General features: G+C 72.8%; 21 protein-coding genes and 1 riboswitch. Of the genes, 14 read left to right on the plus strand and 7 right to left on the minus strand.

Translation table 11 applies throughout. From position 1 onward, the window contains the following. The first annotated feature begins 201 nt into the window (after window positions 1–201). The 8 genes from ACZ61C_RS07275 to ACZ61C_RS07310 all read left to right on the plus strand — a co-directional run bounded on the left by ACZ61C_RS07275 (window position 202) and on the right by ACZ61C_RS07310 (window position 10,758). A complete protein-coding gene (locus ACZ61C_RS07275) occupies window positions 202–4,155 on the plus strand; it encodes a Pls/PosA family non-ribosomal peptide synthetase (protein WP_465303836.1) in 3,954 nt (1,317 codons plus the stop codon). Beyond that, complete coding sequence (locus ACZ61C_RS07280) at window positions 4,152–4,955, plus strand: dimethylarginine dimethylaminohydrolase family protein (protein WP_465303838.1); 804 nt, start codon at window positions 4,152–4,154, stop codon at window positions 4,953–4,955. The genes ACZ61C_RS07275 and ACZ61C_RS07280 overlap by 4 nt, the downstream gene beginning before the upstream one ends. Next, entirely contained in the window at window positions 4,952–5,614 is a 663-nt protein-coding gene (locus ACZ61C_RS07285; RefSeq protein ID WP_465303840.1) for a BPL-N domain-containing protein, read from the plus strand. The genes ACZ61C_RS07280 and ACZ61C_RS07285 overlap by 4 nt, the downstream gene beginning before the upstream one ends. Beyond that, the gene (locus ACZ61C_RS07290; RefSeq protein ID WP_465303842.1) at window positions 5,611–6,822 is read left to right on the plus strand and encodes a heparan-alpha-glucosaminide N-acetyltransferase domain-containing protein; all 1,212 of its coding nucleotides are present in this window, start codon (window positions 5,611–5,613) and stop codon (window positions 6,820–6,822) included. Before ACZ61C_RS07285 ends, ACZ61C_RS07290 begins: the two co-directional genes overlap by 4 nt. Then, window positions 6,819–7,550 carry a BPL-N domain-containing protein gene (locus ACZ61C_RS07295; RefSeq protein WP_465303844.1) on the plus strand — a complete coding sequence of 244 codons (732 nt, stop codon included), beginning with the start codon at window positions 6,819–6,821 and terminating at the stop codon, window positions 7,548–7,550. Before ACZ61C_RS07290 ends, ACZ61C_RS07295 begins: the two co-directional genes overlap by 4 nt. A 122-nt stretch (window positions 7,551–7,672) precedes the next feature. Beyond that, a complete protein-coding gene (locus tag ACZ61C_RS07300) occupies window positions 7,673–8,455 on the plus strand; it encodes a M50 family metallopeptidase (RefSeq protein ID WP_465303846.1) in 783 nt (260 codons plus the stop codon). 44 nt (window positions 8,456–8,499) lie between these two features. Then, entirely contained in the window at window positions 8,500–9,450 is a 951-nt protein-coding gene (locus tag ACZ61C_RS07305) for an aldo/keto reductase (protein WP_465303848.1), read from the plus strand. Window positions 9,451–9,525: 75 nt separating this feature from the next. Then, the gene (locus tag ACZ61C_RS07310) at window positions 9,526–10,758 is read left to right on the plus strand and encodes an aldehyde dehydrogenase family protein (protein ID WP_465303850.1); all 1,233 of its coding nucleotides are present in this window, start codon (window positions 9,526–9,528) and stop codon (window positions 10,756–10,758) included. Between the two features lie 6 nt (window positions 10,759–10,764). On the opposite strand, the gene ACZ61C_RS07315 is transcribed toward ACZ61C_RS07310, so the two are convergent. Further along, window positions 10,765–11,016 (minus strand): hypothetical protein, encoded by a 252-nt coding sequence (locus tag ACZ61C_RS07315; RefSeq protein WP_465303852.1) that lies wholly within the window; start codon window positions 11,014–11,016, stop codon window positions 10,765–10,767. A 54-nt stretch (window positions 11,017–11,070) separates the two neighbouring features. Here ACZ61C_RS07315 and ACZ61C_RS07320 point away from each other — a divergent pair, with 54 nt between their 5' ends. Then, on the plus strand, window positions 11,071–12,165 hold the full coding sequence (locus tag ACZ61C_RS07320; protein ID WP_465303854.1) for a dihydrofolate reductase family protein: 1,095 nt from the start codon (window positions 11,071–11,073) through the stop codon (window positions 12,163–12,165). Between the two features lie 36 nt (window positions 12,166–12,201). Here the strand turns inward: ACZ61C_RS07320 and ACZ61C_RS07325 are convergent, their stop codons facing one another. Continuing rightward, window positions 12,202–13,410 (minus strand): chitinase, encoded by a 1,209-nt coding sequence (locus tag ACZ61C_RS07325; protein ID WP_465303856.1) that lies wholly within the window; start codon window positions 13,408–13,410, stop codon window positions 12,202–12,204. Window positions 13,411–13,847: 437 nt separating this feature from the next. Continuing rightward, the gene (gene cobN, locus ACZ61C_RS07330) at window positions 13,848–17,414 is read right to left on the minus strand and encodes a cobaltochelatase subunit CobN (RefSeq protein WP_465303858.1); all 3,567 of its coding nucleotides are present in this window, start codon (window positions 17,412–17,414) and stop codon (window positions 13,848–13,850) included. 49 nt (window positions 17,415–17,463) lie between these two features. Continuing rightward, window positions 17,464–17,535, minus strand: a riboswitch (cobalamin riboswitch). An 84-nt stretch (window positions 17,536–17,619) separates the two neighbouring features. Between cobN and ACZ61C_RS07335 the strand changes: the two genes are divergently transcribed. Continuing rightward, window positions 17,620–18,348 carry a hypothetical protein gene (locus ACZ61C_RS07335; protein ID WP_465303860.1) on the plus strand — a complete coding sequence of 243 codons (729 nt, stop codon included), beginning with the start codon at window positions 17,620–17,622 and terminating at the stop codon, window positions 18,346–18,348. On the opposite strand, the gene ACZ61C_RS07340 is transcribed toward ACZ61C_RS07335, so the two are convergent. The 3 genes from ACZ61C_RS07340 to ACZ61C_RS07350 are packed head-to-tail and all read right to left on the minus strand — an operon-like array spanning window position 18,345 to window position 20,355. Continuing rightward, window positions 18,345–18,578: a helix-turn-helix transcriptional regulator gene (locus ACZ61C_RS07340; RefSeq protein ID WP_043784651.1), complete on the minus strand. Its 234-nt coding sequence runs from the start codon at window positions 18,576–18,578 to the stop codon at window positions 18,345–18,347. The genes ACZ61C_RS07335 and ACZ61C_RS07340 overlap by 4 nt on opposite strands. A gap of 2 nt (window positions 18,579–18,580) precedes the next feature. Then, on the minus strand, window positions 18,581–19,432 hold the full coding sequence (locus ACZ61C_RS07345) for an ABC transporter permease (protein WP_465303862.1): 852 nt from the start codon (window positions 19,430–19,432) through the stop codon (window positions 18,581–18,583). Further along, a complete protein-coding gene (locus ACZ61C_RS07350) occupies window positions 19,429–20,355 on the minus strand; it encodes an ABC transporter ATP-binding protein (protein ID WP_465303864.1) in 927 nt (308 codons plus the stop codon). Before ACZ61C_RS07350 ends, ACZ61C_RS07345 begins: the two co-directional genes overlap by 4 nt. Before the next feature lie 107 nt (window positions 20,356–20,462). Between ACZ61C_RS07350 and ACZ61C_RS07355 the strand changes: the two genes are divergently transcribed. From ACZ61C_RS07355 to ACZ61C_RS07370, 4 genes are read left to right on the plus strand one after another with little or no spacing between them, the layout of a single operon-like run. Then, on the plus strand, window positions 20,463–20,777 hold the full coding sequence (locus ACZ61C_RS07355; protein WP_465303866.1) for a DUF6191 domain-containing protein: 315 nt from the start codon (window positions 20,463–20,465) through the stop codon (window positions 20,775–20,777). A gap of 4 nt (window positions 20,778–20,781) precedes the next feature. Beyond that, entirely contained in the window at window positions 20,782–21,855 is a 1,074-nt protein-coding gene (locus ACZ61C_RS07360; protein ID WP_465303868.1) for a precorrin-3B synthase, read from the plus strand. Beyond that, the gene (locus tag ACZ61C_RS07365; RefSeq protein ID WP_465303870.1) at window positions 21,852–22,475 is read left to right on the plus strand and encodes a precorrin-8X methylmutase; all 624 of its coding nucleotides are present in this window, start codon (window positions 21,852–21,854) and stop codon (window positions 22,473–22,475) included. Before ACZ61C_RS07360 ends, ACZ61C_RS07365 begins: the two co-directional genes overlap by 4 nt. Next, the gene (locus tag ACZ61C_RS07370; RefSeq protein ID WP_465303872.1) at window positions 22,472–23,962 is read left to right on the plus strand and encodes a precorrin-2 C(20)-methyltransferase; all 1,491 of its coding nucleotides are present in this window, start codon (window positions 22,472–22,474) and stop codon (window positions 23,960–23,962) included. The genes ACZ61C_RS07365 and ACZ61C_RS07370 overlap by 4 nt, the downstream gene beginning before the upstream one ends. Here the strand turns inward: ACZ61C_RS07370 and ACZ61C_RS07375 are convergent. Continuing rightward, window positions 23,956–24,564: a LuxR C-terminal-related transcriptional regulator gene (locus tag ACZ61C_RS07375; RefSeq protein WP_465303874.1), complete on the minus strand. Its 609-nt coding sequence runs from the start codon at window positions 24,562–24,564 to the stop codon at window positions 23,956–23,958. The two genes, ACZ61C_RS07370 and ACZ61C_RS07375, sit on opposite strands and share 7 nt — an antisense overlap. Window positions 24,565–24,580: the final 16 nt, after the last annotated feature.

The following is a 24,580-nucleotide window of genomic DNA, read 5'->3' on the forward strand; positions in this document are numbered from 1 at the left end:
TGATTCCGCGCTTGTCGGCATTTTTCCGGACATCGGAATGCTCATTCACGAATGGTTTGATCACCCGCGTGGGGAAGATCACCGTTTGTTACTTGCCAACTACGGTCAACTCTGTCGAGGATGGAGATACATACCAACGGGTGAACCGGGCTACACCGTATGGAGTCCTGAAGGCAGCCGTTCGAGTGGAAAGGGAGCTGCGTGGGGTTCACGGACTTTCCGTCCGATTCCGTCGTCGCCACGGCGGCCCGGCCGTCGGACGCCGAGCCGGTCCGGCGGTTGCACCACGTCTTCGAGCGAACCGCCGACCGCGTTCCGGACGCCGTCGCGCTCGAGGTCGGCGGCGATTCCTTCAGCTACGAAGAATTGGACCGGCGGGCCAACCGGCTCGCCCACCGGTTGCGCGCCGCCGGGGTCCGGCGCGGGGCCAGGGTCGCGATTCTCGTCGAACGCAGCCTGCACACCTACACCTGCCTGCTCGCCGTCGGGAAGGCAGGCGGGGTGTTCGTGCCGATCGACCCCGCGTCCCCCGCCGACCGGGTCGCCTACATCACCGAAGACGCGGGCGTCGACCTGCTGCTGACGACGCCGGACCGCGTCCAAGACGCCCCGTGCCCGACGCTCGATCCCGCCGACCTCGCCGGCCGCGACGACCGGCCGGACCTCACCGAGGACGACCTGCTCGACGCCGACCCGAGCGCGTACGTGATCTACACCTCCGGGTCCAGCGGCCGCCCCAAAGGCGTCGAGGTCGCGCACCACAGCATCCGCAACTTCCTCGACGTCGTCCCCGAGCTGTACGACGTGCGTCCGGACGACCGCGTCTACCAGGGGATGACGATCTCCTTCGACTTCTCGATCGAGGAGATCTGGCCGACGTGGGCGGTCGGCGCGACGCTCGTCGCGGGCCCGACCGACTCCCGCCGGCTGGGCGCCGAGCTGGCCGAATTCCTCGAGGAGGCGCGGATCAGTGTCCTCTACTGCGTCCCGACGCTGTTGGCGACGATCCCGCACGACCTCCCCCTGCTGCGCAACCTCCTCGTCGGCGGTGAAGCGTGCCCGCGCCAGCTGGTCGACCGCTGGGCGCGCCCCGGCCGCCGGATCCTCAACACCTACGGCCCGACCGAGGCCACCGTCACCGCGACCTGGTGCGAGCTGCGGCCGGGCCGGCCGGTCACGATCGGCGTACCCGTGCCGACGTATTCGGTGGTGCTGCTCGACGACGACCGCGTGCCGGTGCCCGCCGGCGAGGTCGGCGAGATCTGCATCGGCGGCCCGGGCGTCGCCAAGGGGTACGTCGGGCGGCCGGAGCTGACCGCGGACAAGTTCATCAGCCACGACGGCGAGCGGGTGTACCGCACCGGCGACCTCGGCCGGCTCGTCGACGGCGGGGAAATCGAATACCTGGGCCGCGCCGACGCCGAAGTGAAGATCCGCGGGCACCGCGTCGACCTCGGCGAGATCGAGAGCGTCCTGCTCGCCGACGCGGACGTCTCGGCGGCCGCCGCGGCGATGGTCGAGGTGACGCCGGGCAGCCCCGAGCTCGTCGGCTACGTGGTGTCCACAGCGGACGAGACCGCGCTTTACCCGCGCCTGCGGGAAAAGCTGCGTGACCAGGTGCCCGCGTACATGGTGCCCGGGTTCTTCGTCACGCTCCCGGTGCTGCCGATGATGCCCAGCGGCAAGGTGGACCGCCGCGAGCTGCCGGTGCCCGAAGGCCGGAAAAGAACCCTGGACGGCCCGCTCGTCGCCCCGGCCACCGAAACCGAAGAGACCGTCGCGCGAGTGTGGGCGGAAGCGTTCGGCATGGCGCCCGAGGACTTCTCGGTGACCGCGGACTTCTTCGCCGACCTGGGCGGCCACTCGCTGTTGGCCGCGACTGTCGTGTCCCGGCTGCGCGAGCACGACCTCGCCGCCGGGATCGCCGTGCGTGACCTCTACGCCCACCCCGACGTCCGCTCCCTGGCCGCGCACCTGGACGCGCACGAGCCCGCGGCGGCCACCGAAGCCGAGCCGCGCCACGCGCCGATCCGCCATCGGACGCGCCGGATCGCGGTCGCCGGCGGCGCGCAGGCCGTGGTCGTCTACCTGCTGCTGCTGGTGATCACCCTGCCGGTCGCCTACGTCTACACCTGGAACGATGGTGACGTCTCGGTTTCCGTCCTCGCGCAGCTGCTGGTCGCGATCCTGGTCAGCTACCTCGGCGTCCGCTGGCTGGTGCCGCTGCTGCTGGTGTGGCCGCTTTCGGCGGGCATCCGGCCGGGCCGCTACCGCCTGTGGGGGCCGACCTACCTGCGGCTCTGGACGCTCGACCTGCTGCTGAGCGTCGGCCCGCTGCCGGTGGTCAGCGGGTCCGGGCTGATGCCGCTGTACCTGCGCCTGCTCGGCGCGCGCGTCGGCAAGCGCGCGGTGATCGCCACCAGCTCGATCTCCCTGCCCGCGCTGGTGCGCGTCGAGGACGACGCCGCGATCGGCTACGGCGCGGTGCTGCGGCCGTGGCGGGTCGAGGACGGCTGGGTGACCGTCGGGGAGATCACCGTCGGCGCGGGGGCGTTCGTCGGCGCGAACTCCGTCCTGGAGCCGGGCACCTCGGTCGGGCCGGGCGCCGCGCTCGCCGAGCAGTCGCTGCTCGGGCGCGGGGAGTCCGTGCCCGCGGGCGAGCGGCGGGCCGGGTCGCCGTCGGCCCGGGTGGACGCGCTGTCCCCGGTCGTCGAAGACCTGCTGGCGCCGGCCGAAGCGGGCCGCGGGTGGCGGTGGCACCACGTGCTGCTGACCCTGCTGGGCCTCGGCGCCCTGGAGGTCGGCGCGATCTGCCTGATCCTGCCGAGCGTCGCGTTCGTGTGGTGGGCACTGCTGGGCTGGGGCGTGCTGGCCGGCGTGGTCGCGACCGTGCTCGCCGGGCCGATCTTCGTGGTCACCGTCTGCCTGGTCGTCGCGCTCGGCCGGAAGCTCGTCCTGCCGGACACACCGGTCGGGATCCACCCGGTGCGCTCCGGGCTCGGCGTCCGCAAGTGGGTCGCCGACAAGCTCCTCGAGTTCAGCCTGACCTTCACGAACTCGCTCTACGCAACGCTGTACACGGTCCCGTGGCTGCGGCTGCTCGGTGCCCGCGTCGGGCGCGGTGCCGAGGTGTCCACGGCCGGGCACCTCGACCCGGACCTGCTCACCCTCGGCCCGGAAAGCTTCGTCGCCGACATGGCCACGGTCGGCGCGGCGACGTTCGCCCGCGGCCGGGTCGCCTTCCTCACCACCGACGTCGGGCGGCGCGCGTTCGTCGGCAACGCCTCGGTCGTGCCGGCCGGGACGGCGCTGGGCGAAGGGTCCCTGGTCGGCGTCGGCACGGTCCCGCCCGGGACGCAGGTGCCCGGGGACTCCTCGTGGCTCGGCTCGCCCGCGATGCACCTGCCGCGGCGCCAGGACAGCGGCGACTTCCCCGAGGAGCAGACGTTCCGTCCGCCACGGCGGCTGGTCCGGCAGCGCCTGGGCATCGAGTTCGCCCGCGCGACGCTCCCGGCGTCCTTGCTGGGCCTGAGCTTCTACCTCTTCCTGCTGGCGCTGTCCGGGCTCGCGGCCGGCCGCGACCTGCCGGTGCCGGCGCTGGTCTCGCCGCTGGTCGCGATCGCGTCCGGGCTCGGGGTGATCGGGTTCTGCGCGGCGACCAAGCGCAACGTCGTCGGCGAGTACACCCCGCGCGTCGAGCCGCTCTGGAGCCCGTTCGTGCGCCGCAGCGAGTTCGTCACCGGGCTCTACGAGTCGGCGGCGGTCCCGGCCGGGCTCGGCATGCTCGTGGGGACACCGTTGCTGCCGCCGCTGCTGCGCTGGTTCGGCGCCCGGATCGGGCGGCGCACGTGGATCGGCACGACGTACCTGACCGAGTTCGATCTGGTGCGGGTCGGCGACGACGCCACGGTCGGCACCGAGGTCTCGCTGCAGACTCACCTGTTCGAGGACCGTGTCATGAAGATGTCGGTGGTCACGGTCGGGGACGGCGCGACCGTCGGCACCCGCGCGATCGTGCTCTACGACGCCGTGGTCGGCGACGGCGTCTCCCTCGGCTCGCTGTCGCTGCTGATGAAGGGCGAACACCTCGCCTCGCGCACCTCCTGGCGCGGCATTCCCGCGCAAACCCTGCTCGTGAAAGGACTTCCGGCGTGAACACCGCCCTGCTGACGTCCGGCGCCCACCACTTCCGGGTCGACTACGAGATCAACCCGTACATGGACACCGCGGTGCAGCCGGACCCGGCGGCCGCGCTCGCCGAGCACGACGCGCTCGTGGCCGCGCACCTCGCGGCGGGGCGCAAGGTCGAGTTCCTCGCCCCGGCGCCGGAGTGCCCGGACATGGTCTACACGGCCAACGCGGCCGTGGTGCGCGACGGCCGGGCCGTGCTCGCGAACCTGCCGCCCGAACGGCGCGCCGAGACGCCGTACCACCGGGACTGGTTCACCGCCAACGGGTTCGAGGTCACCGAGTCGCCGTACGCGTTCAGCGGCCAGGGTGACGCGCTCGCCCACGGCGACCTCCTCCTGGCCGGGTACGGGCAGCGGACCGACCGGCGCGCTCACGACGTCGTCGCCGAGGTGCTCGGGTACGAGATCGTGCCGCTGCGGACGACCGGGCCGCGCTGGTACGACCTGGACCTCGCGGTCGCCGTGGTGGCGCCCGGTGTCCTCGCGTACTGCCCGGCCGCGCTCGACGAACCCAGCCGCGGCCGGCTGCGCGACCTCGGCGGCACGCTGATCGAAGTTTCCGAAGCCGAAGCCGAGGCGTTCGCGCTCAACCTGGTGAGCGACGGCGCCACCGTGACGATGACCGCGGGCGTCCCGGTGCTGGCGACGGAGCTGCGGGAACTCGGCCTGGACGTCGTCGAGCTCGAAACGACGCAGCTGCGCAAGGGCGGCGGCGGGGTCCGCTGCACCGCGCTGACCCTCGACAACCCCGGGCGGGCCGCGTGAAGCTCGCGCTCGTCTACCGCGGCCCGGCGACCACCCCCGGCTGCCCCGAGGCCGTCGCCGGGCTGCTGCAGTCGACCCGGCACGGTTTCGACGTCCGGTTCACCGGTCCGCGCGAAGAGATCCCGCTCGGCTCGGCGGCGCTGTCGGAGGCGGCGCTGTACGCGCAGCCGGGCGGCGGGACGCTCGGGCGCGCGTACCGGAAGCTGCGCGGCCACCGTGACGACATCCGCGCCTTCGTCGACGGCGGCGGCCGCTACCTCGGTTTCTGCCTCGGCGGTTACCTGGCCGGCGCGACGCCGGGGTTCGGGTTGCTGCCCGGCGACACCGACCGCTACATCGACACCGGCAACGCGACCATCGACCACGACGAGGACGCCATCGTCAAGGTCCGCTGGCGCGGTCGCCGCCGCAAGCTGTACTTCCAGGACGGCCCGGTGTTCGTGCTCGACGACCCGGCGGCCGCGGACGTGCTCGCCACCTACCCGAACGGGACGGCCGCCGCGCTGGTCGCCCCCTTCGGCGCGGGCCGGGTGGGCGTCGTCGGCCCGCACCCGGAAGCCACCCGCGACTGGTACACCGACGGCGGCCTGCGCGCACCGTGGCTCCGCTTCGGGCACGACCTCGGCCGCGACCTCGTGAACACGGTGATGGCCGCATGACGGACACCGCGCGCGAGACACAGCCGGGCACGACCGAAACCCCGCGCGACCGCGGGCCCCGGGTCCGCCTGACCGCCGTCGACGCCACGCGGGGAATCGCGCTGCTCGGCATGATGGCCGTGCACTCGCTGCCGGAGGAGAGCACGCCGGGCCACCCGTCCCTGTCGTTCGCGATCTTCGGCGGCCGCGCGGCGGCGGCGTTCGCCGTCCTGGCCGGGGTCGGGGTCGCCTTCATGACCGGACGGCGCCGGGTGCGCGGCGCCGGGTTCCGCGCCACCGCCGCGATGCTGGCCGTCCGCGCGCTCGCCATCGGCCTGATCGGGCTGGCGCTGGGCTACACCGACGCCGAACTGGCCGTCGTGATCCTGCCGTACTACGCGATCCTGTTCCTGTTCGCGATCCCGCTGGTCCTGCTGCCGACGTGGGCGGTCGCGGCCGTCGGCGTCGCGGTCGCGGCCGGCGTCCCGCCGCTGACGCACCTGCTGCAGCCGCACCTGCCCGAACCGACGTTGCTGAACAACGGGTTCGCCTACGCCGTGACGCATCCCGTGCGGCTGCTGACCGAGCTGACGCTCACCGGCGAGTACCCGGCTCTGTCGTGGACGGTGTACCTCTGCGCGGGCATCGTTGTTGGCCGGCTTTCGTTGCGCCGCGTCAAGACCGCGGTCGCGCTGCTGGGCACCGGGGTGGCGCTGGCCGTCGGCGCGGTGGCGGCGTCGTGGGTGCTGCTGCACCGCTTCGGCGGCCTGACCGAGATCTGGTCCGCGCAGCCGTTCAGCGTCCTGACCGTGCCGGAGACGACGGAGCTGCTCAACCTCGGCGGCGACGGCACAACGCCGACGTCGACGCCGTGGTGGCTGGCCATCGCGGCCCCGCACACCGGGACCGCGCCGGACCTGGTCGGCACGACCGGCTCCGCGATCGCCCTGCTGGGGCTGATGCTCCTGCTCGGCCGGGTCGTGCGCCCCGCCGTGCTCGCTCCGCTGGCCGCGGCGGGCAGCATGACGCTGACCTTCTACACCGCGCACATCATGTTCCTGAACTCCGACTACGACGTGTACAGTCCCGGCGTCGGGTACGCGCTTCAGGTGGCCGCGGTGCTGGTCGTCGGCCTGGCCTGGCGGGCGACAGCCGGGAAGGGACCGCTGGAGTCGCTCGTCACGGCGCTGGCGAAACGGGCGCGAGAACCGTTCCTGGAGCGGGCGTGACCGGGTTGTCCCGCCGGGGTCTCCTGGCGGGCGTCGCGGCGGTGGGCCTGCTCGCCGCGTGCGGTGGGCCCGAACCGGGCCCGCTCGCCCTCGTCTACCGCGGCGACGGCGCGACCGGCCCGTGTTCGGACGCGGTGGCTGCCTTGCTTCGCGCGCACCCGCGTGGTTTCCGTGTCGAGTACTGCGGCCCCGACGAAAAGATTCCCCTGACAACCGAGGCGTTGTCAGCCGCGGTGCTGTACGCGCAGCCGGGCGGCGGAGGCCTGTCGGACGCGTGGCGGGTGATGCGCCGCCACCGCGACACGGTCACCGCGTACGTCCGCGGCGGCGGCCGCTACCTGGGCTTCTGCCTGGGCGGCTACCTGGCGGGCGCGACCCCGGGCTTCGGCCTGCTCCCCGGCGACACCCGGCAGTACATCACTTCGCGCGGCGCGACCACCAAGTCCACAAAGGACACTCTGGTCGAGGTGGACTGGGAGGGCAGCCGCCACGAGATGTACTTCCAGGACGGCCCGCAGTTCGTCCTGAACGCACCGGCAACGGTGCTGGCGCGCTACACGAACGGAACGATCGCGGCGGCGGTCGCGGGTTACGGCCGCGGCCGGGTCGCGGTGGTCGGCCCGCACCCCGAGGCCCCGGCGTCGTGGTACCGCGACGCCGGCGTGGCGGACCCCGGCGACGGACGGCTCGACCTGGGTTTCGCCTTCGTCGACCGCGCCCTGGCCTGACTTCTGCCGGAGGGGCGGCTCGGTACGGCGCGCGTGGTGGGTCGACCCGATACCGGAAGCCGCAAAGCGGCCAGCGGCGGGGACTCACCGTAGCCAAATATCGCCTGTGGTGAGGTGTTCGGGTGAGCTCGCCCGTTCAACTCGCGCTCGGTGGCCCGGCCGGTCACGCCCTGTCAGCCTTTCGCGCGGTCGCCGCCGCCCCTTCGTCGGCCGGTGACCTGCTCGAGCAGGCCCAGACTCCCGCCGTGATCACCCTGGTCGCCGGTGGGGTGGCGCTGCTGGTCGTGCTGGTCGGCGGGTCGCCCTGGCGGCTGGTGCGTAACGTCGTCACCATCGTGCACGAGGCCGGGCACGCCCTGGCCGCGGTGCTCGTCGGGCGGCGGCTGCAGGGCATCAAGCTGCACTCGGACACCTCGGGCGTCACCGTGTCGCGCGGGAAGCCCGAAGGGCCGGGCATGGCGTTCACCGCGATGGCCGGGTACCTCGCGCCGTCGGTGCTGGGGCTGCTGTTCGCGAGTCTGCTGGGGAACGACCTGGTCGGGACCGTTCTCGTCCTGATCGCGCTGCTGCTGCTCGGCGTGCTGGTGATGGTGCGCAACGCCTACGGGGTGTTCACCGTCGTCGCCAGTGCGCTGGTGCTCGCGCTGGTCGCGTTTGTCGCGCCGGTCGAGGTGCAGGCTCCGTTCAGCTACCTCGTGACGTGGTTCCTGCTGTTCGGCGGGGTGCGGCCGGTGGCCGAGCTGCAGGTCAAGCGGCGGCGCGGGCAGGCCCGCGACTCCGACGCCGACCAGCTGGGCCGGCTGACCGCGGTGCCGCCGGTGCTGTGGGTGCTGGTGTTCGCCGTGGCGACCGTCAGCTGCCTGATCGCGGGCGGGCTGTGGCTGCTGGAGCCCGCCGCCGCCTGAGCGCCGGTGGCAGGAATTCACCGGCCGCGGGTTAACTGGGTGCCATGAATGATCTCCGCACCCTGGGCCGGACCGAGCTCGCCGTTTCGCCGCTGTGCCTGGGCGGGAACGTCTTCGGCTGGACGGCCGACGAGGCACAGTCGTTCGCCGTGCTCGACGCCTACCGCGCGGCCGGTGGCAACTTCGTCGACACCGCGGACTCGTACATGTACCACTTCCCCGGCAACGAGCCCGGGCAGTCCGAGGTCGTCATCGGCCGGTGGCTCGCCGCGCGCGGGAACCGGGACGACGTCGTCGTCGCGACGAAGGTCGGTGACCACCCGCAGTACAAGGGCCTGGCGCCGGCCATCATCAAGGCTGCCGCCGAGGAGTCCCTGCGACGGCTGGGGATCGACCACATCGACCTGTACTACGCGCATTTCGACGACGAGTCCGTCCCCGTGGAAGACATCGTGACCGCGCTCGACGAGCTGGTGCGGGCGGGCAAGGTGCGGGCGCTCGGCGCGTCGAACGTCAGCCCCGAGCGGCTCTCCGCCTCGCTGGAGTTCGCCGCCCGGGAGGGGCTGACCGGCTACAGCGTGCTCCAGCCGCAGTACAACCTCGTCTCGCGGGACACCTACGAGGGCGCGCGCCGGGACGTCGTCCAGCAGACGGGCCTGGCTTGTGTTCCCTACTTCGCGCTCGCGTCGGGGTTCCTGACCGGGAAGTACCGTCCGGGGCAGGCGGTCGACAGCGTGCGGGACCTGCCCGGCTTGGCCGGGGGCTACGCGGACAGCGAGCGCGGGGTCAAGGTGCTCGCCGCCCTGGAGACGGTCGCCGCGGCACGGGGTGCGCAGCCGGCGACGGTCGCGCTGGCCTGGCTCGCGCAGCAGCCGACCGTGGTCGCGCCGATCGCCTCGGCACGCACGGTCGAGCAGGTGCCGGCGCTGGTCGCGATGGCCGACCTGCGGCTGTCGGACGACGAACTGACCGCGCTCGGCGACGCGTCCGCCTGAGGGGGCGGCGGAGCCCCTGGTCACGCCCATGCGGCAAACTGGTCTCTCGCCGGTCCGCGCGGAGGGAGACGAACGATGGACGAGGTCGCCAAGGCCGTCGAGGAGTGCGCACGGGCGGCGAAGCTGGCCGCGCCGTCGCTCGCCGCCGCGAGCGCCGAGACCATCGACGCCGCGCTGAGCGGGATGGCCGAGCGGCTGGTCACGCACCGGGAGGAGATCCTGGAGGCGAACCAGGCCGACGTCGAGCGGGCGAAGGCCGAGGGCATGAGCGCCGGTCTGCTCGACCGGCTCACCATCACCCCGGAGCGGCTCACCGGCATGGCCGAGCAGCTGCGCCTGCTCGCCGGCGCCCCGCACCAGGAGCGGTCGGTCGAGGTGTCCACGCTGGACGGCGGCCTGAAGCTGGTCGAGCGACGTCGCCCGGTCGGCGTGATCGGCGCGAACTACGAGGCGCGGCCGAACGTGACCGTCGACGTGGCGTCGCAGCTGGTCAAGTCGCGCAACGGCGGGGTGCTGCGCACCGGCTCGGCCGCGCTCGGCTCGGCCCAGCGGTTGCGGGAGGTCGTCATCGCGCCGGCGCTGACGGAGGCCGGTATCAACGCCGACTGCGTCCAGCTGGTGCCGCGCGTCGAGCGCGAGGCCGCGTCCGCGCTGGTGCGGCTGCCCGACCTGGTGCCGCTCGTGATCCTGCGCGGCAGCGGGGACAGCACGCGGGCCCTCGCCACCGAGGCGGCCGTCCACGGCGTGCGGACGCTCGCCCACGCCGACGGCGGCGGTGTGCTGTACGTCGACCGCGGGGCGGACGTCACGAAGGCGCGCGACCTGGTCTACGCCAGCCTCGACCGGCTGGGCGTCTGCAACCGGCTGAACCTGCTGCTCATCCACGAGGGCATCCACGACGAGGTCTGGCCCGGGATCGCCGAAGCGCTGGCCGAGCGGGGTGTCACGCCTTCGCTGGCGCCGCACGAGCACGCCATCGGCTACGAGTGGGCGCTGGACTCCGACCGGGAGGCGACCGTCACCGTCGCGAAGGTCGGGGCGCTGGCCGACGCCGTCGAGATCGCCAACGAGCGGACGTCGGGCCTGGCCGCGGGCATCTCCACCGAAGACGAGTCGGCCGCCGACGCCTTCTTCGACGGTTACACCGGCACCGGCGTCTTCTGGAACGCGCCGACCCGGCTCCTCGACGGCTTCAAGCTGCTCGCCGTGCCGGAAACCGGCATCAACCTGGACAAGGTCCCCGGTCCGCGCGGACCGGTGACCTACACGGACCTCTACGTCCGCCAGTACGCCGTCCTGCCGGCCTGAGCCCGGTCAGATCCGCGGCGGCACGCTCGCGAGCCGCCGCAGGTCCCGCACCGTCTGCTCGGTGTTGTCCAGCAGCTCGGTCCGGTCGAGGGTGTCGGCGGCGTGGCGGAAGATCGCGGTCGGGCCGTCGCCGATCGCGATCGCCGCGACCAGGCGGCCTTCCGGGTCGCGGGTGAGCCCGGTCGACACCCGTACCTCACGGCCGACGGTGTCGACCGTGGTGAGGGTCCGTTCGTGGTACCAGCCGCGCGTGCCCATGCCGGATAGACGCCGCGATCGCCGGGCGCGTTACGGAACGGCATACTGGGCCGGGTGATCACCCGGCCGCACGTCCTGCTGTCCGCCGCGCAGTCGCTCGACGGCTTCCTCGACGACACCTCACCCGAGCGGCTCGTACTGTCCACAAAGGACGACTTCGCCATCGTGGACCGGTTGCGGGCCGAGGCCGACGCCATCTTCGTCGGGGCCGGAACGGTCCGCGCCGACAACCCGCGGCTGCTCGTCCGGTCGCCGGAGCTGCGGCAACAGCGGCTGGCGCAGGGGAAGCCGGAACAGCCCGTCAAGGTCACCGTGACCACCCGCGGCCTCGACCCGGACGCGCAGTTCTTCACCGTCGGCGACGCCGAGAAGATCGTCTACGCGCCGCCCGGGGCGGCCGACGCGCTGAAGAGCGTCGCCACCGTCGTCGACGCGGGGAATCCGCCGGACTTCGGGCGTGTCCTCGACGACCTCGGCGCGCGCGGCATCAAGAACCTGCTGGTCGAGGGCGGCGGCGGGATCCACACGCGGTTCCTCGCCGAAGGCCTCGCCGACGAGCTGCGGCTCGCGATCGCGCCGTTCTTCGTCGGGCAGCCGGACGCGCCGCGGTTCGTCGGGCCCGGGCTCTACCCGCGGCCGCTGGTGCTCACCAGTGCGCGTGAGCTCACCGGAATGGCGATCCTCGAGTACCGCGCGGCCGCCGAACCGACCGGCCGGGACGTCGGCCGGCTGAAGGAAGCCATCGCGCTGGCCGCCGAATGCCCGCCGAGCCACACCTTCCGGGTCGGGGCCGTGATCACCGACGCCGACGGCGAGGTCGTCGCGACCGGGCATTCCGGCGAAGGTGATCCGGCCAACCACGCCGAGGAAGCCGCGCTGGCCAAGTGCGAAGGCGATCCGCGTCTGGCCGGGGCGACCATGTACAGCTCGTTGGAGCCGTGCAGCCATCGGAGCTCCCACCCGCGCAGCTGCACCCAGCTGATCCTCGACGCCGGGATCCCGCGGGTCGTGTTCGCCTGGCGCGAGCCGCCCGTGTTCGTCGACGCCCAGGGCACCGAGCTGCTGCGACAGGCGGGGCGGCACGTCGTCGAGGTGCCCGCGCTGACGCGAGAGGTCCAGCGCGAAAACACCCACCTCGACTGGAAGTAGGCCCGTGCGGGCGCGAGCCCGCACGGGCCGGACGGCTCAGCAGGCGCCGTTGTCGGTCCAGACACCCCATTCGCCGGTGGTGCCGGGCTCTTCGCCCTGCGTCCACCACTTCGCGGTGAACTTGTGGCTGTTGTGCTTGACCACGTCGTCCTTCACGTAGACCTTGGTGCGATCCCACTCCGCCGCGGTGCAGGAGCCGCCGCCCGGGGTGGTCGGCGTCGTGGTCGGGTTGGTCGGCGTCGTCTGCGGCGGGGTCGCGCCGGCGAAGCGGACGCTGAACTTCGTGAAGTCCCAGTCGTTCTGCGGGACGTTGCTGCAGACGCCGTTGTCGGTCGTGCCGACGCAGGCGCGGTCGCGGTTGACCGACCAGAAGGTGAAGCGGCCGAGGCCGTGGCTGGTCGCGTAGTCGTACACCGTCTGGAAGTCCGCGGTGTAGAACATCTCCGAAGCGTCCGACTTGCCGTTCATGCCGGAGAAGCCTTCGTGCGAGTACGCCGTCGCGCTGTCCCAGCCCATGTGCGACATCAGCAGGCCGTGCAGGCCTTCGAGCGCGGACACCTGTGACGAGCCGCCGTTGAAGCCGCCGTCGAAGGGCATGATCGAGAAGTTGTTGGGGGAGAAGCCGATCGACTTCGCCTGGTCGAGCAGCTGCGTGCCGAACCAGCCGGTGCCGGCCGCGGTGCCCGGCATGGTCACCGACACGAAGAGGCCGGGGTTGTTGGCCTGCAACGTCTTCGCCGCGCCGAGCTCGTTGGCGATGGCCGCGGTGTTTTCGTACTCGGGCTCTTCGAGGTCGAAGTCGATCGCCTTGAGCGAGTACTTCGAGATGACCTGCTGGTAGGCGGCGGCCGTCGCGGCGACGTTCCCGCAGGTCTGGCCGAGCTTCGTGCCGCCGTACCCGCCGACGGACACCGAGACGTCGCCGCCGTTGGCGCGGATCCGCGAGATCACGTTCGCGACGGTGGTGTCGGACGAGACCGCGTTGGTGCCGTCCCAGGTGGGGCTGCAGCCGCCGCCGTTGGGCGCGAGGATGAAGGCCAGCTGGAAGGCCTTGAGCCCGGTCGCGTTCATCACCGTGATGGGATCGGGCGGGTTGTTGCTCACGGGCATCAGGTACGGGGCCGCGGCGTACCAGTTGTTGCTCAACGCGGCCGTCGCCGACGGCGCGCCGAGCACGAGGCTCACGGCGGTGGCGGCGAAAGTGGCGGCGGCGAGCCCGACGGCGGCCAGTCTGCTCCTGCGCATGACTTGTCCTCCCGGTGGGGATCGAGGGTGGACAAACTATTGGACTAGACCATTGACGAAGTCAAGACTCGAAGGTCGGGCGCCGCGGATCGGCGGGCGAAAAGCGCCGTAATATCCGATATTTGTCCGGACAACATGAAGGCTCGGGTGAGCTGACGACGGCCGCGCGCCCCGAGGGGCGCGACAGGATAAGCCAAGTTTCGAACCCGCGCGCGCTCAGCTCGGCGACCGGGTTACCAGTTCAACCGGGCGGCAGAGTCACCGCGCGGCGGGTCGCAGCGGGACCCCGCCGATCAGCTTCTCGTGCGGCGAGCTGATCGGCGGGGGCTTCGCTCCCCGGTCCGGGCGGCCGGTCGGGGAGGCCCGTCTTCGCGTCGTCCGATCCGGTGGTCGTGGGCCTCCGGGCGATGCGTTCAGCGGCCACCGTGAACCTGGTGTCACTCCGCCTCGAGGTCGCCCTCCAGGGACAGGTACACCTCACGCATCTTCGCCAGCAGCTCCGGGTCCGGCTCTTCCCACAGCCCACGGTCCGCCGCCTCGTTCAGGCGCTCCACGATGCCCCGCAGCGCCCACGGGTTGGCTTGCCGCAGGAACTCCTGGTTCACCTCGTCCAGCACGTACGACTCGGTCAGCTTCTCGTACATCCAGTCGCCGACCACACCGGCCGTCGCGTCGAAGCCGAACAGGTAGTCCACCGTCGCCGCCAGCTCGAACGCGCCCTTGTAGCCGTGGCGTCGCATCGCCGCCAGCCAGCGCGGATTCACCACCCGCGCGCGGAACACCCGCGCCGTCTCCTCGCCCAGCGTCCGCGTGCGGACCGCGTCCGGCGAAGTGCTGTCGCCCACATAGGACGCCGGGGCCGTGCCCGTCAGCGCGCGGACCGTCGCGATCATGCCGCCGTGGTACTGGAAGTAGTCGTCCGAGTCGGCGATGTCGTGCTCGCGCGTGTCGGTGTTCTTCGCCGCCACCACGATCCGCTTGTACGAGCTCTCCATGTCCTCGCGCGCGGGGCGGCCGTCCAGGTCGCGGCCGTACGCGAAGCCGCCCCACACCGCGTACACCTCGGCGAGGTCCTTGTCGTCGCGCCAGTTTCCGCTGTCCATCAACGGCAGGAGGCCCGCGCCGTACGCTCCCGGCTTCGAACCGAAGATCCGCGTCGTCGCGCGGCGCGCGTCCCCGTGCGAAGCCAGGTCGGCGGAAACGTGCGCCCGGACGAAGTTCTCCGACGACGGTTCGTCCAACTCGGCCACCAGGCGCACCGCGTCGTCGAGCATCGTGATCACGTGCGGGAACGCGTCGCGGAAGAACCCGCTGATCCGGATCGTGACGTCGATCCGCGGCCGGCCGAGCTCGGCCGGCGGAATCGCTTCGATGCCCGTGACGCGCCGGGACGCCTCGTCCCACACCGGCTGGACCCCCAGCAGCGCCAGGACCTCCGCCGCGTCGTCGCCGGACGTCCGCATCGCCGAGGTCCCCCACACCGACAGCCCCACCGAGCGCGGCCAGTCGCCGGTGTCCTCGCGGTACCGCTTCACCAGCGAGTCCGCCAGCGCCTGGCCGGTTTCCCAGGCCAGCCGGCTGGGGATCGCCTTCGGGTCGACCGTGTAGAAGTTCCGCCCGGTCGGCAGCACGTTGATCAGCCCGCGCAACGGCGACCCGCTCGGCCCCGCCGGGATGTACCCGCCGTCCAGCGCGTGCAGCACCGCGTCCAGCTCGCCGGACGTCCCGGCCAGCCGCGGCACGATTTCGGTGGCCGCGAACGAAAGGACCTGCGCGACGGCGTCGTCCGGCGCCACCGACGCGACCGCCGTGGCGTCCCAGCCGCGCATCTCCATCGTCTGGACGAGCTCTCGCGCCGTCTTCTCGACCGCGTCCACTTCGGACATCGGCGCGTCTTCCTTGAGCCCCAGCGCGGACCGCAGGCCCGGCACCGCGCCCTGCTTGCCGCCCCACATCTGCGACGCGCGCAGCATCGCCAGCACCAGGTTGACCCGCGCCTCGCCGGTCGGCGCCTCGCCGAGGATGTGGAGGCCGTCGCGGATCTGCGCGTCCTTGACCTCGCACAGCCAGCCGTCGATGTGCAGCAGGAAGTCGTCGAACTCCGCGTCGTGCGGGCGTTCCTCGACGCCGAGGTCGTGGTCCAGCTTCGCGGCCTGGATCAGCGTCCAGATCTGCGCGCGGATCGCGGGCAGCTTCGCCGGGTCCATCGCCGCGATGTTCGCGTGCTCGTCCAGCAGCTGCTCGAGCCGCGCCATGTCGCCGTACGACTCCGCGCGCGCCATCGGCGGGATCAGGTGGTCGACGATCGTCGCGTGCGCCCGCCGCTTGGCCTGCGCGCCCTCGCCCGGGTCGTTGATGAGGAACGGGTACACCAGCGGCAGGTTCCCGAGCACGGCGTCGGGCGCGCACGACGCCGAGAGCCCGGCCGTCTTGCCCGGCAGCCACTCCAGCGACCCGTGCTTGCCCAGGTGGACCACGGCGTGCGCGCCGTACTCCTCTTCCAGCCACCGGTACGCGGCCAGGTAGTGGTGGCTCGGCGGCAGGTCCGGGTTGTGGTAGATCGCGACGGGGTTCTCGCCGAACCCGCGTGGCGGCTGGATCATGATGATCACGTTGCCGCTCTGCAGCGACGCCAGCACGATGTCGCCGTTGTCGACGTACAGCTCGCCGGGCGCCGGGCCCCAGTGCTCCTCGACGCCTTCGCGCAGCTCCGCGGGCAGCGCGTCGAACCATTCCTGGTAGCGCGCCGCGGGCACCCGGATCGGGTTCCCGGCCAGCTGCTCCTCGGTCAGCCACTCCGGGTCCTGACCACCGGCCGCGATCAGCGCGTGGATGAGTGCGTCGCCGTCGGGCTGGTCGGTGCCGGTCGGGTTGACGCCCGGGAACGCGTCCGGGCCCAGGTCGTAGCCCTGTGCGCGCATCCGCCGCAGCAGCTCGATCGCCGACGCGGGCGTGTCCAGCCCGACCGCGTTGCCCACGCGAGAGTGCTTCGTCGGGTACGCGGACAACATCAGCGCGATGCGCCGCTCAGCGGGCGGTGTGTGCCGCAGCCGCGCGTGCGCCAGCGCGATCTTCGCGACGCGGCTCGCGCGCTCGGGGTCCGGGACGTACCGGGGGAGGCCGTCGGCGTCCAGCTCCTTGAACGAGAACGGGACCGTGATCAGCCGGCCGTCGAACTCCGGGACGGCCATCTGGTTCCCGGCGTCCAGCGGCGACAGGCCGTCGTCACTGGCCGACCACGTCTCGCGGTCGCTGGTCAGGCACAGCGCCTGCAGGATCGGGACGTCGAGGGCGGCCATCTCGGCGACGTCCCAGGCCTCGTCGTCCCCGCCGGCGCCCACCTCGGACGGCCGGGTGCCGCCGGCCGCCAGGACCGTGACCAGCAGCGCGTCGACACGGCCCAGCGCGGCCATCATCTCCGGCTCGCGGGTCCGCAGCGACGCCGTGTAGATCGGCAACGCGCGGCCGCCCGCGGCTTCGATCCGGTCGGCGAGCGTGTGCACGAAGTTCGTGTTCCCCGACAGGTGGTGGGCGCGGTAGTAGAGGATCCCGACCAGCGGGCCGTCATGCTCCGCGGCGGGCCGCTCCAGGACACCCCACGAGGGCTGTTCCGCGGGCGGCTCGAAGCCGTCGCCGGTGAGCAGGAGCGTGTCGGAGAGGAACCGGTGCAGCTGCGTGAGGTTCGCCGGGCCGCCCTGCGCGAGGTAGGCGTGGGCCTCGGCGGCGATGCCCGCGGGCACGGTCGAAAGCTTCATCAGCTCGGCGTCCGGCGTCTGCTCCCCGCCCAGGACGACGACGTGCGCGCCCGACGCCAGCAGCGTGTCCAGGCCCTCCTGCCAGGTCCGCGGGGTGCCGAGGATGCGGACGACCACGATCCGGACGCCGTCGAGCAGGGCCGGCAGCTCCGCGGCGCCGAGCCGCGCGGGGTTGCCGAGGCGGTACTCGCCTTCGGCGGAGCGCGCGCTGAGCAGGTCTGTGTCCGAAGTGGACAGAAGCAGGATCACGAGGTTCCTCCTCGGGGTCCGCGCCCCGGGTAGACGGGCGCGCCGGCCGGAGTTCCTGGCTCCCGGAGATCGCTCTCCGGTGACAGTGGCGGGACCGCCCCGGACTCTCACCGGGTTCCTCCACCTGACGGCGCGTGGGTATCGGTCTCACTCTCCGATGCCGGTCCGGGCGCGTCAAGGTGACGTTGGTCGGTAGCCTGGTGGCTTGGAATCCCTGCTCCGGAGCTTCACCGCCGCGCAGTCCACGCGGCAGCCGTACCGCCGCGCGACCGCCGACGAGCTGGCGGCCGCCGAGACCGGGTTCGCCGCGTGGTTCGACCGGGCGCCGCACCGGCTCGGCGAGCTGGGGTTCTCCGTCGAAAGTGACACGCTCGCGGTCCAGGAGACCGGCTCCGAACGGGCTTGGGGCCTCTACGCGATCGACCGGTCCGCGCCGCCGTCGCTGGTGGTCGAGGTGCCGCACGCCTCGTCCGACCTGCGGACCGAGCTGATCGGGCTCGCCCTGTTCGAACGGACGCCGGGCGCGGTCCTCGTGGTCGGCGGCGCGCACCGGCGCCGCGAGGACCCGGCGCACGACACCGGCACCGTCTTCCACGTCGTCAGCACGCTGCTGGCCCGGCGCGGCCTGCCGCAGGTCCAGCTGCACGGCTTCACCGACACGACGCTGGCCTCGGCGGACGTCGTGCTCTCGGGTGGGGCCTCGGTGGCCGGCGACGCCGCGCGCCGGGCCGCCGAGACCCTCACCGCCACCGGGTTCCGCGTCTGCGCGGCCTGGACCGAGCCGTGCCGGGGCCTCGCCGGGACGACGAACGTCCAGAGCCAGGCCGTCGACGGCACGCCGTTCCTGCACGTCGAGCTCAGCCGGACCGTGCGCGAAGCCCGCCGCCCCGACGTCGTCCGCGCGCTGGCCGAGGCCGATCTCCGGAAGCCTTAGGCCGAGCGTTCGCCCAGTCGCGGGAAGGGCTTGGTGGAGAACAGGACCTCCACCGAGACCTCGAAGAACTCCGCGATCCGCAGCGCCAGGTACAAGCTCGGGCTGTACTCGCCACGCTCCAGGTAGCCGATCGTCTGGTAGTGGACCCCCAGGGCCTCCGCCAGCTGGCGGCGGGAGATCGACCGCTCCGCGCGCAGCATCGCGATCCGGTTGTAGACGACCTCACTCATCACTACCCCACACGCTGCATGGCCTTCTCCCGGCGTTCGGCCAGTGACGAGCCCGCTTCCCGCCTCGCCATCCGGCGCAGCAGCACCGGGGCCAGTGCCAATCCGATCACGGCCCACGCCACGAGCACGCCGAGGGTCGGCCAGGTGCGCCACGACCGGCCGATTTCGACGACCACTGTGTCGGCCGGGAGCAGCGCCGAGCGCATCCCGAGGCCCAGCCAGTACATCGGGAAGACCTGCGCGATGCCCTGGACCCACGCCGGCAGCGCGGTGACGGGGTAGAAGATCCCCGAGATCGCGCCCAGGCCCATGATCGGCAGCGTGATCAGCGCGATGGACCGCGGGCTGCTGGTCAGCGACCCCAGCGCGGCTCCCAGCGGCAGCGTCGCGAGCAGGCCGATCGCCAGCACCCACAGCAGGTGCAGGTACGACCAGACGCCGTCGGGCGCGAGGGAGTCGAACAGGAACAGGCACGGGACCAGCACCAGCACGATCCCGGTGACCTGCGCCATGGACACCGCCGTCGTCTTCCCGACCAGGTAGCCGAGCATGCCGTTCGGCGTCGCCTTGGCGCGCAGCAGCGTGCCGTCCTCGCGGTCGACGGCGAGGTAGCCCGCCGCGCTGTTCAGGCCGTTGAACACGATCCCGGCGCCGAGCACGCCGGGCACGGTGGCCGCGCCGAGGGAGAACCCGGTGCCGGGCAGGGTCGCGTTCCGCATGAAGAACAGCGTGCCGAGGAAGAGCACGACGAAGACGAACTGGCCGAACAGGTCGTCTCGGTTGGTCCAGGTCTGCTTGAACTCGATCCAGCCGCGCTCGAGCCCGGCGCGCAGCGCCGCCCCCTGAGCGTTCATCGCGCACCCGCTTCCTGGAGACCGAGCTCCGTCTCTCCGCCGGCTTCGGCGCGGTGGACCAGCGTCATGTAGGTGTCTTCGAGCGACGCCCGCCGGACCTCGAGGTCCGCGACGGCCTCGCCGTGCTGCTTGAACAGGTCGTACACGTACTTCGTGGCCTCGGTTGTGGAGTGGACGAAGCGCTGGCCGTCGAGCGTCCAGCGGACCTCGGCCTCGCCGGCGATCTGCCGGGACAACGCGTCGGCCGAGCCGTCGGCGATGATGCGCCCGCCGTTGAGGATGAGGATCCGGTCGGCGAGCTTCTCGGCCTCGTCGAGGTCGTGCGTGGTGAGCAGGATCGTGGTGTCGAGCTCGTCGGAGAGCCGGTGCACCAGGTCGTGGAACTCGCGGCGCGCCTCCGGGTCGAAGCCCGCGGTCGGCTCGTCGAGGAACAGCAGCTCGGGCCGCCCGACGATGCCGATCGCGACGTCGAGCCGCCGCCGCTGGCCGCCGGAGAGGGTCCGGATCTTCTTCTGCGCGTGCTCGGTGAGCCCCACCGCCGCGATCAGCTCGTCGGCCGGCCACGGCCGCGGGCTCGACGGCGTCGAGTACGGCTCGTAGTACCGGCCGAGGTGCGCGAGCAGCTCGCGGACGCGCCACTTGCCGTGGTCCCGCCAGGACTGGAGCACGACCCCCAGCCGCGCCCGCCAGTCCTCGCCGCCGTGGCCCGGGTCGGTGCCCAGCACGCTCACCTCGCCGGCCGACCGCATGCGGAAGCCCTCGAGGATCTCGATCGTCGTCGTCTTGCCCGCGCCGTTCGGCCCGAGCAGGCACACCACCTCGCCGCGGTGGGCCTCGAACTCCACGCCGTGGAGCACGTCGTTCGTGCCGTAGCGCATCCGCAACCCGCTGACGCGGACGACGGGTTCCGCCGGATCTCTCATCGCCTGACCCCCATCTGACTGATGCGATCGAATGTAGCACACCTACTACATATGACGTGAGTTCTGCTGTCCGGGAAACCTGACCGGCGGTCAACCGTTCACCGGGCATGGGAACCTGGCTGGGGCTGGCTCTTCCGGGCGGCGTCGTGATCCTGCTGGTCATGGCCGCGATCGAGCTGCGCCCGCGCAAGAACGGCTCGCGCTTCAAGGCGCGGCTGTCCGCGACCTACATCGAGGAGACGACCGCCTTCCTCTACGGCACGAAACGGCGTGAGCTGGACCACCGGGAGACGATGTCGATGCTCGTCGAGCAGGACGCCGAAGGCGCGCCTCCCTGGCGTGACGTGGACCTCGACGCGGGAACGGCCCGGATCCGGCCGCGTTCGGCCCCGGAGGAGCCGGAGAACCGCGAGTTACAGTGAGCCCATGCCGACCCCCGCGCGTGTGCGAGCCGACGCGTGCCCCGGTGTTTTCGCGCCGCACGACGCCGCGGACGGCCCGTTGGCGCGGGTCCGGCTGCCCGGCGGTGCGGTTTCCGCGGCGCAGCTGCGCGCGCTGGCCGACTGCGCCGAAGCCTGCGGTGACGGCGACCTCCACCTGACCTCACGCGGCAACGTCCAGCTGCGCGGCGTGACCCGGCCCGGCCTCGCGGGCCGGCTGACCGACGCCGGGCTGCTGCCGTCGCCGTCGCACGAGCGGGTCCGGAACGTCCTCGCGTCGCCGTTGAGCGGCCTGCGCGGTGGCCTCGCCGACGTCCGCGGGCTGGCCGTGTCGCTGGACCTGCTGCTGTGCTCGGTCCCCGAGCTGGCGTCGCTGCCCGGGCGCTTCCTCTTCGCTTTCGACGACGGCCGGGGTGACGTCGCGGGGGAAGGCGCCGACGTCTGCTGGCGCGCGCTCGACGCGGACGAAGGAGCCCTGCTGCTCGCCGGTGGCGACACCGGACGGCCGGTGGCCCGCGCGGACGCCGTCGCGGCGCTGGCCGAGGTCGCGCTCGACTTCCTCCGCGTGCGCGGCTCGGCTTGGCGGGTCGCGGAGCTCGACGACCCGGCCTGGCGGGGAACGCCGGCGCCGCGGCTCCCGGCCGAAGTCCCGGCTGGGCTCATCAAGCGCGACCGCGGTCTCGCGGCGGCCGTCGTGCCGCGGTTCGGGCAGCTCTCGGCCACGCAGGCGCGAGCCCTGGCCGGTTTCGGCCCGGCGCTGGTCACGCCGTGGAAGTCCGTGGTCCTGCCGGACGTGCCCGTGGACGTCTTCGAACGGCTGGGCTTCGGCGGCGAGACCTTGGGCACCAGCGCCTGCATCGGGCGCCCCGGCTGCGCGAAGTCGCGGGGCGACGTGCGGGCCGACGCCGTGTTCCGGCCGGGCCTGCGCGCGCACTTCTCGGGTTGTGAACGGCGGTGCGGGAAGCCGTCGCAGTCCCATGTGGACGTGGTCGCCGAGGACGGCGGTTACCGGGTCGACGGCCGGTGGATGCCGCTCGACGAGCTGAAGGGAACTCTGTGATCGACTACCTGCGGGACGGTGCCGAGATCTACCGGCACTCGTTCGCCACGATCCGCGAGGAGGCGGACCTGGCGATCCTGCCCGACGACGTGGCGGGCCTCGCGGTCCGGATGATCCACGCCTGCGGCATGGTCGATCTGGTCGACGACCTGCGCTACTCGCTCGACGTCGTCGAAGCGGGCCGCGCCGCGCTCGAGGCGGGCGCGCCGATCCTGTGCGACGCGCAGATGATCGCCAGCGGTGTGACGCGCCGCCGCCTGCCCGCGGGCAACGACGTCGTCTGCACGCTGTCCGACCCCAAGGTCCCGTCGCTCGCCGAGCGGATGGGCACCACGCGTTCGGCGGCGGCGCTGGAGCTGTGGCGCGACCGGCTGCCCGGCTCGGTCGTGGCGATCGGCAACGCGCCGACCGCGCTCTTCCGGCTGCTGGAGATCCTCGACGAAGGGGTCGGCGCGCCCGCGGCGATCATCGGCGTGCCGGTCGGGTTCGTCGGCGCGGTCGAGTCGAAGGTCGAGCTCGCCAAGCAGGCCCCGGCGCCCTACCTGGTGGTGCACGGGCGGCGCGGCGGCAGCGCCATGGCCGTCGCGGCCGTCAACGCCCTCGCGAGCGTCGAAGAATGACCGGCACGCTCTACGGCGTCGGGCTCGGCCCCGGCGATCCCGAACTGATGACGGTCAAGGCCGCGCGCCTGATTTCCGAAGCGTCCGTGATCGCCTACCACTCCGCGCGCCACGGCCGGAGCATCGCGCGGTCGGTCGCCGAGCCGTACCTGCGGGACGGGCAGATCGAGGAGAAGCTCGTCTACCCGGTCACGACCGAGACCACCGACCACCCCGGCGGGTACGAAGGCGCGATCGCCGACTTCTACGAGCTGAGCGCGAAACGCCTCGCCGAACACCTCGACGCGGGCCGCGACGTCGTGGTGCTCTGCGAAGGCGACCCGTTCTTCTACGGCTCGTACATGTACATGCACGAACGGCTGTCCGGCCGGTTCCCCGCCGTGGTCGTGCCCGGGGTGACGTCGGTGAGCGCGGCGTCGTCCGTGCTCGGCCGCCCGCTGGTCCAGCGCGACGAGGTGCTGACCGTGCTCCCGGGCACGCTCCCGGCGCCCGAGCTGGCGCGGCGGCTCGCCGACACGGACGCGGCGGCCGTCCTCAAGCTGGGCCGCACCTTCGGCTCGGTGCGGGAGGCCCTCGAAGAGGCCGGGAAGCTCGACGACGCCGTGTACGTCGAGCGCGCGACCTGGGGGCAGCAGCGGATCGAGCCGCTGGCCGAGGTGGATCCCGAGTCCGTGCCGTACTTCTCGCTGGCCTTGCTGCCGTCGCCGGCTTACGCGTCCCGTCAGGCTCCCGCCGCGGCTCCGGTTCCTGCGGCCGCCACGGGTGGTGAGGTCGTCGTGGTCGGCCTCGGCCCGGCGGGCCCGGAGTGGCTGACCCCGGAGGCCGTGACGGAGCTTGCGGCCGCCGAGCACGTTGTCGGGTACGGCCCGTACGTCGCGCGGGTGCCGCAGAAGGCCGGGCAGCAGCGGCACGCGTCGGGCAACCGCGTCGAGGCGGACCGGGCTCGGGAGGCTCTCGAGCTGGCCGCGTCGGGCGCGCGGGTCGCCGTCGTCTCGTCGGGTGACCCCGGGGTCTTCGCGATGGCTTCGGCGGTGCTGGAGCAGGTGTCGCTCGGCCACGGCGCCGGGGTGCGCGTCCGGATCGTGCCGGGGGTGACGGCGGCGCAGGCGGCCGCGTCCCGCGTCGGCGCGCCGCTCGGGCACGACTACTGCGTGCTCTCGCTGTCCGACCGGCTCAAGCCGTGGGAGGTCATCGAGCGCCGGCTGGACGCGGCGGGCGCCGCCGACCTGGTGCTGGCGCTGTACAACCCGGCTTCCAGGTCCCGCACGACGCAGCTGGCTTCGGCGCGTCAGGTGCTGCTCCGGCACCGCGACCCGGCGACCCCGGTCGTGGTGGCGCGGGACGTCGGCGGCCCGGAGGAGGACGTCCGGGTCACCACGCTCGGCGACCTCGATCCGTCCACAGTGGACATGCGCTGCCTGCTGATCGTCGGCTCGTCGCGGACCCGCGCGGAGCACGGCGTCGTCTGGACCCCGCGCAGCTACTGACCCAGCCCGGCGTCGCGGGCCCGGGCGACGACGGCCGCCCGGTCGGCCGTGCCGAACTTGGCCAGGACGGCGCAGACGACGTTGCGCACCGTCTTCGGCGCGAGGTTCAGCCGGGCGGCGATCGCCAGGTTGCCCAGGTCATCGGCGAGCAGGCCGAGGACCTCGCGCTCGCGGGCGGTCAGCTCGGGCAGGCCCGGCGCGAGCCCGGTCAGCCGCGCGTACAGCCGGTCGGCGGCGTCCTCGCCGAACACCGCGGCGCCGCCCGCGACGACCCGGATCGCGCGGGCCAGGTCGGCCGGGCCGACGTCGTCGTGCAGGAGCCCGCGGGCGCCCGCGCGCATCGCCGCGACCACCAGCTCGCCGTCGTCCGGTGCGGTCAGCACCAGCACCGGGGTGCGGCCGGCGTGCCGGATCACCGCGAGCCCGGCGCGGCCGGCGGGCCGGAGCAGGAGGACGTCCGGCCGGGCGGCCGAAAGGGCGCCGAGAACCGCGCCCGGGTCCGGCGACACGGACCCGACCACCTCGATACCGTCGGCGGGTGCGGGCGCCACCGGCACACCGGCGGCGACGACCTTGAGCAGTTTCCCCAGGCTGCGCGTCATCACACCGTCGTGTCTA

It is taken from the genome of Amycolatopsis sp. NPDC104587, from assembly GCF_055583645.1.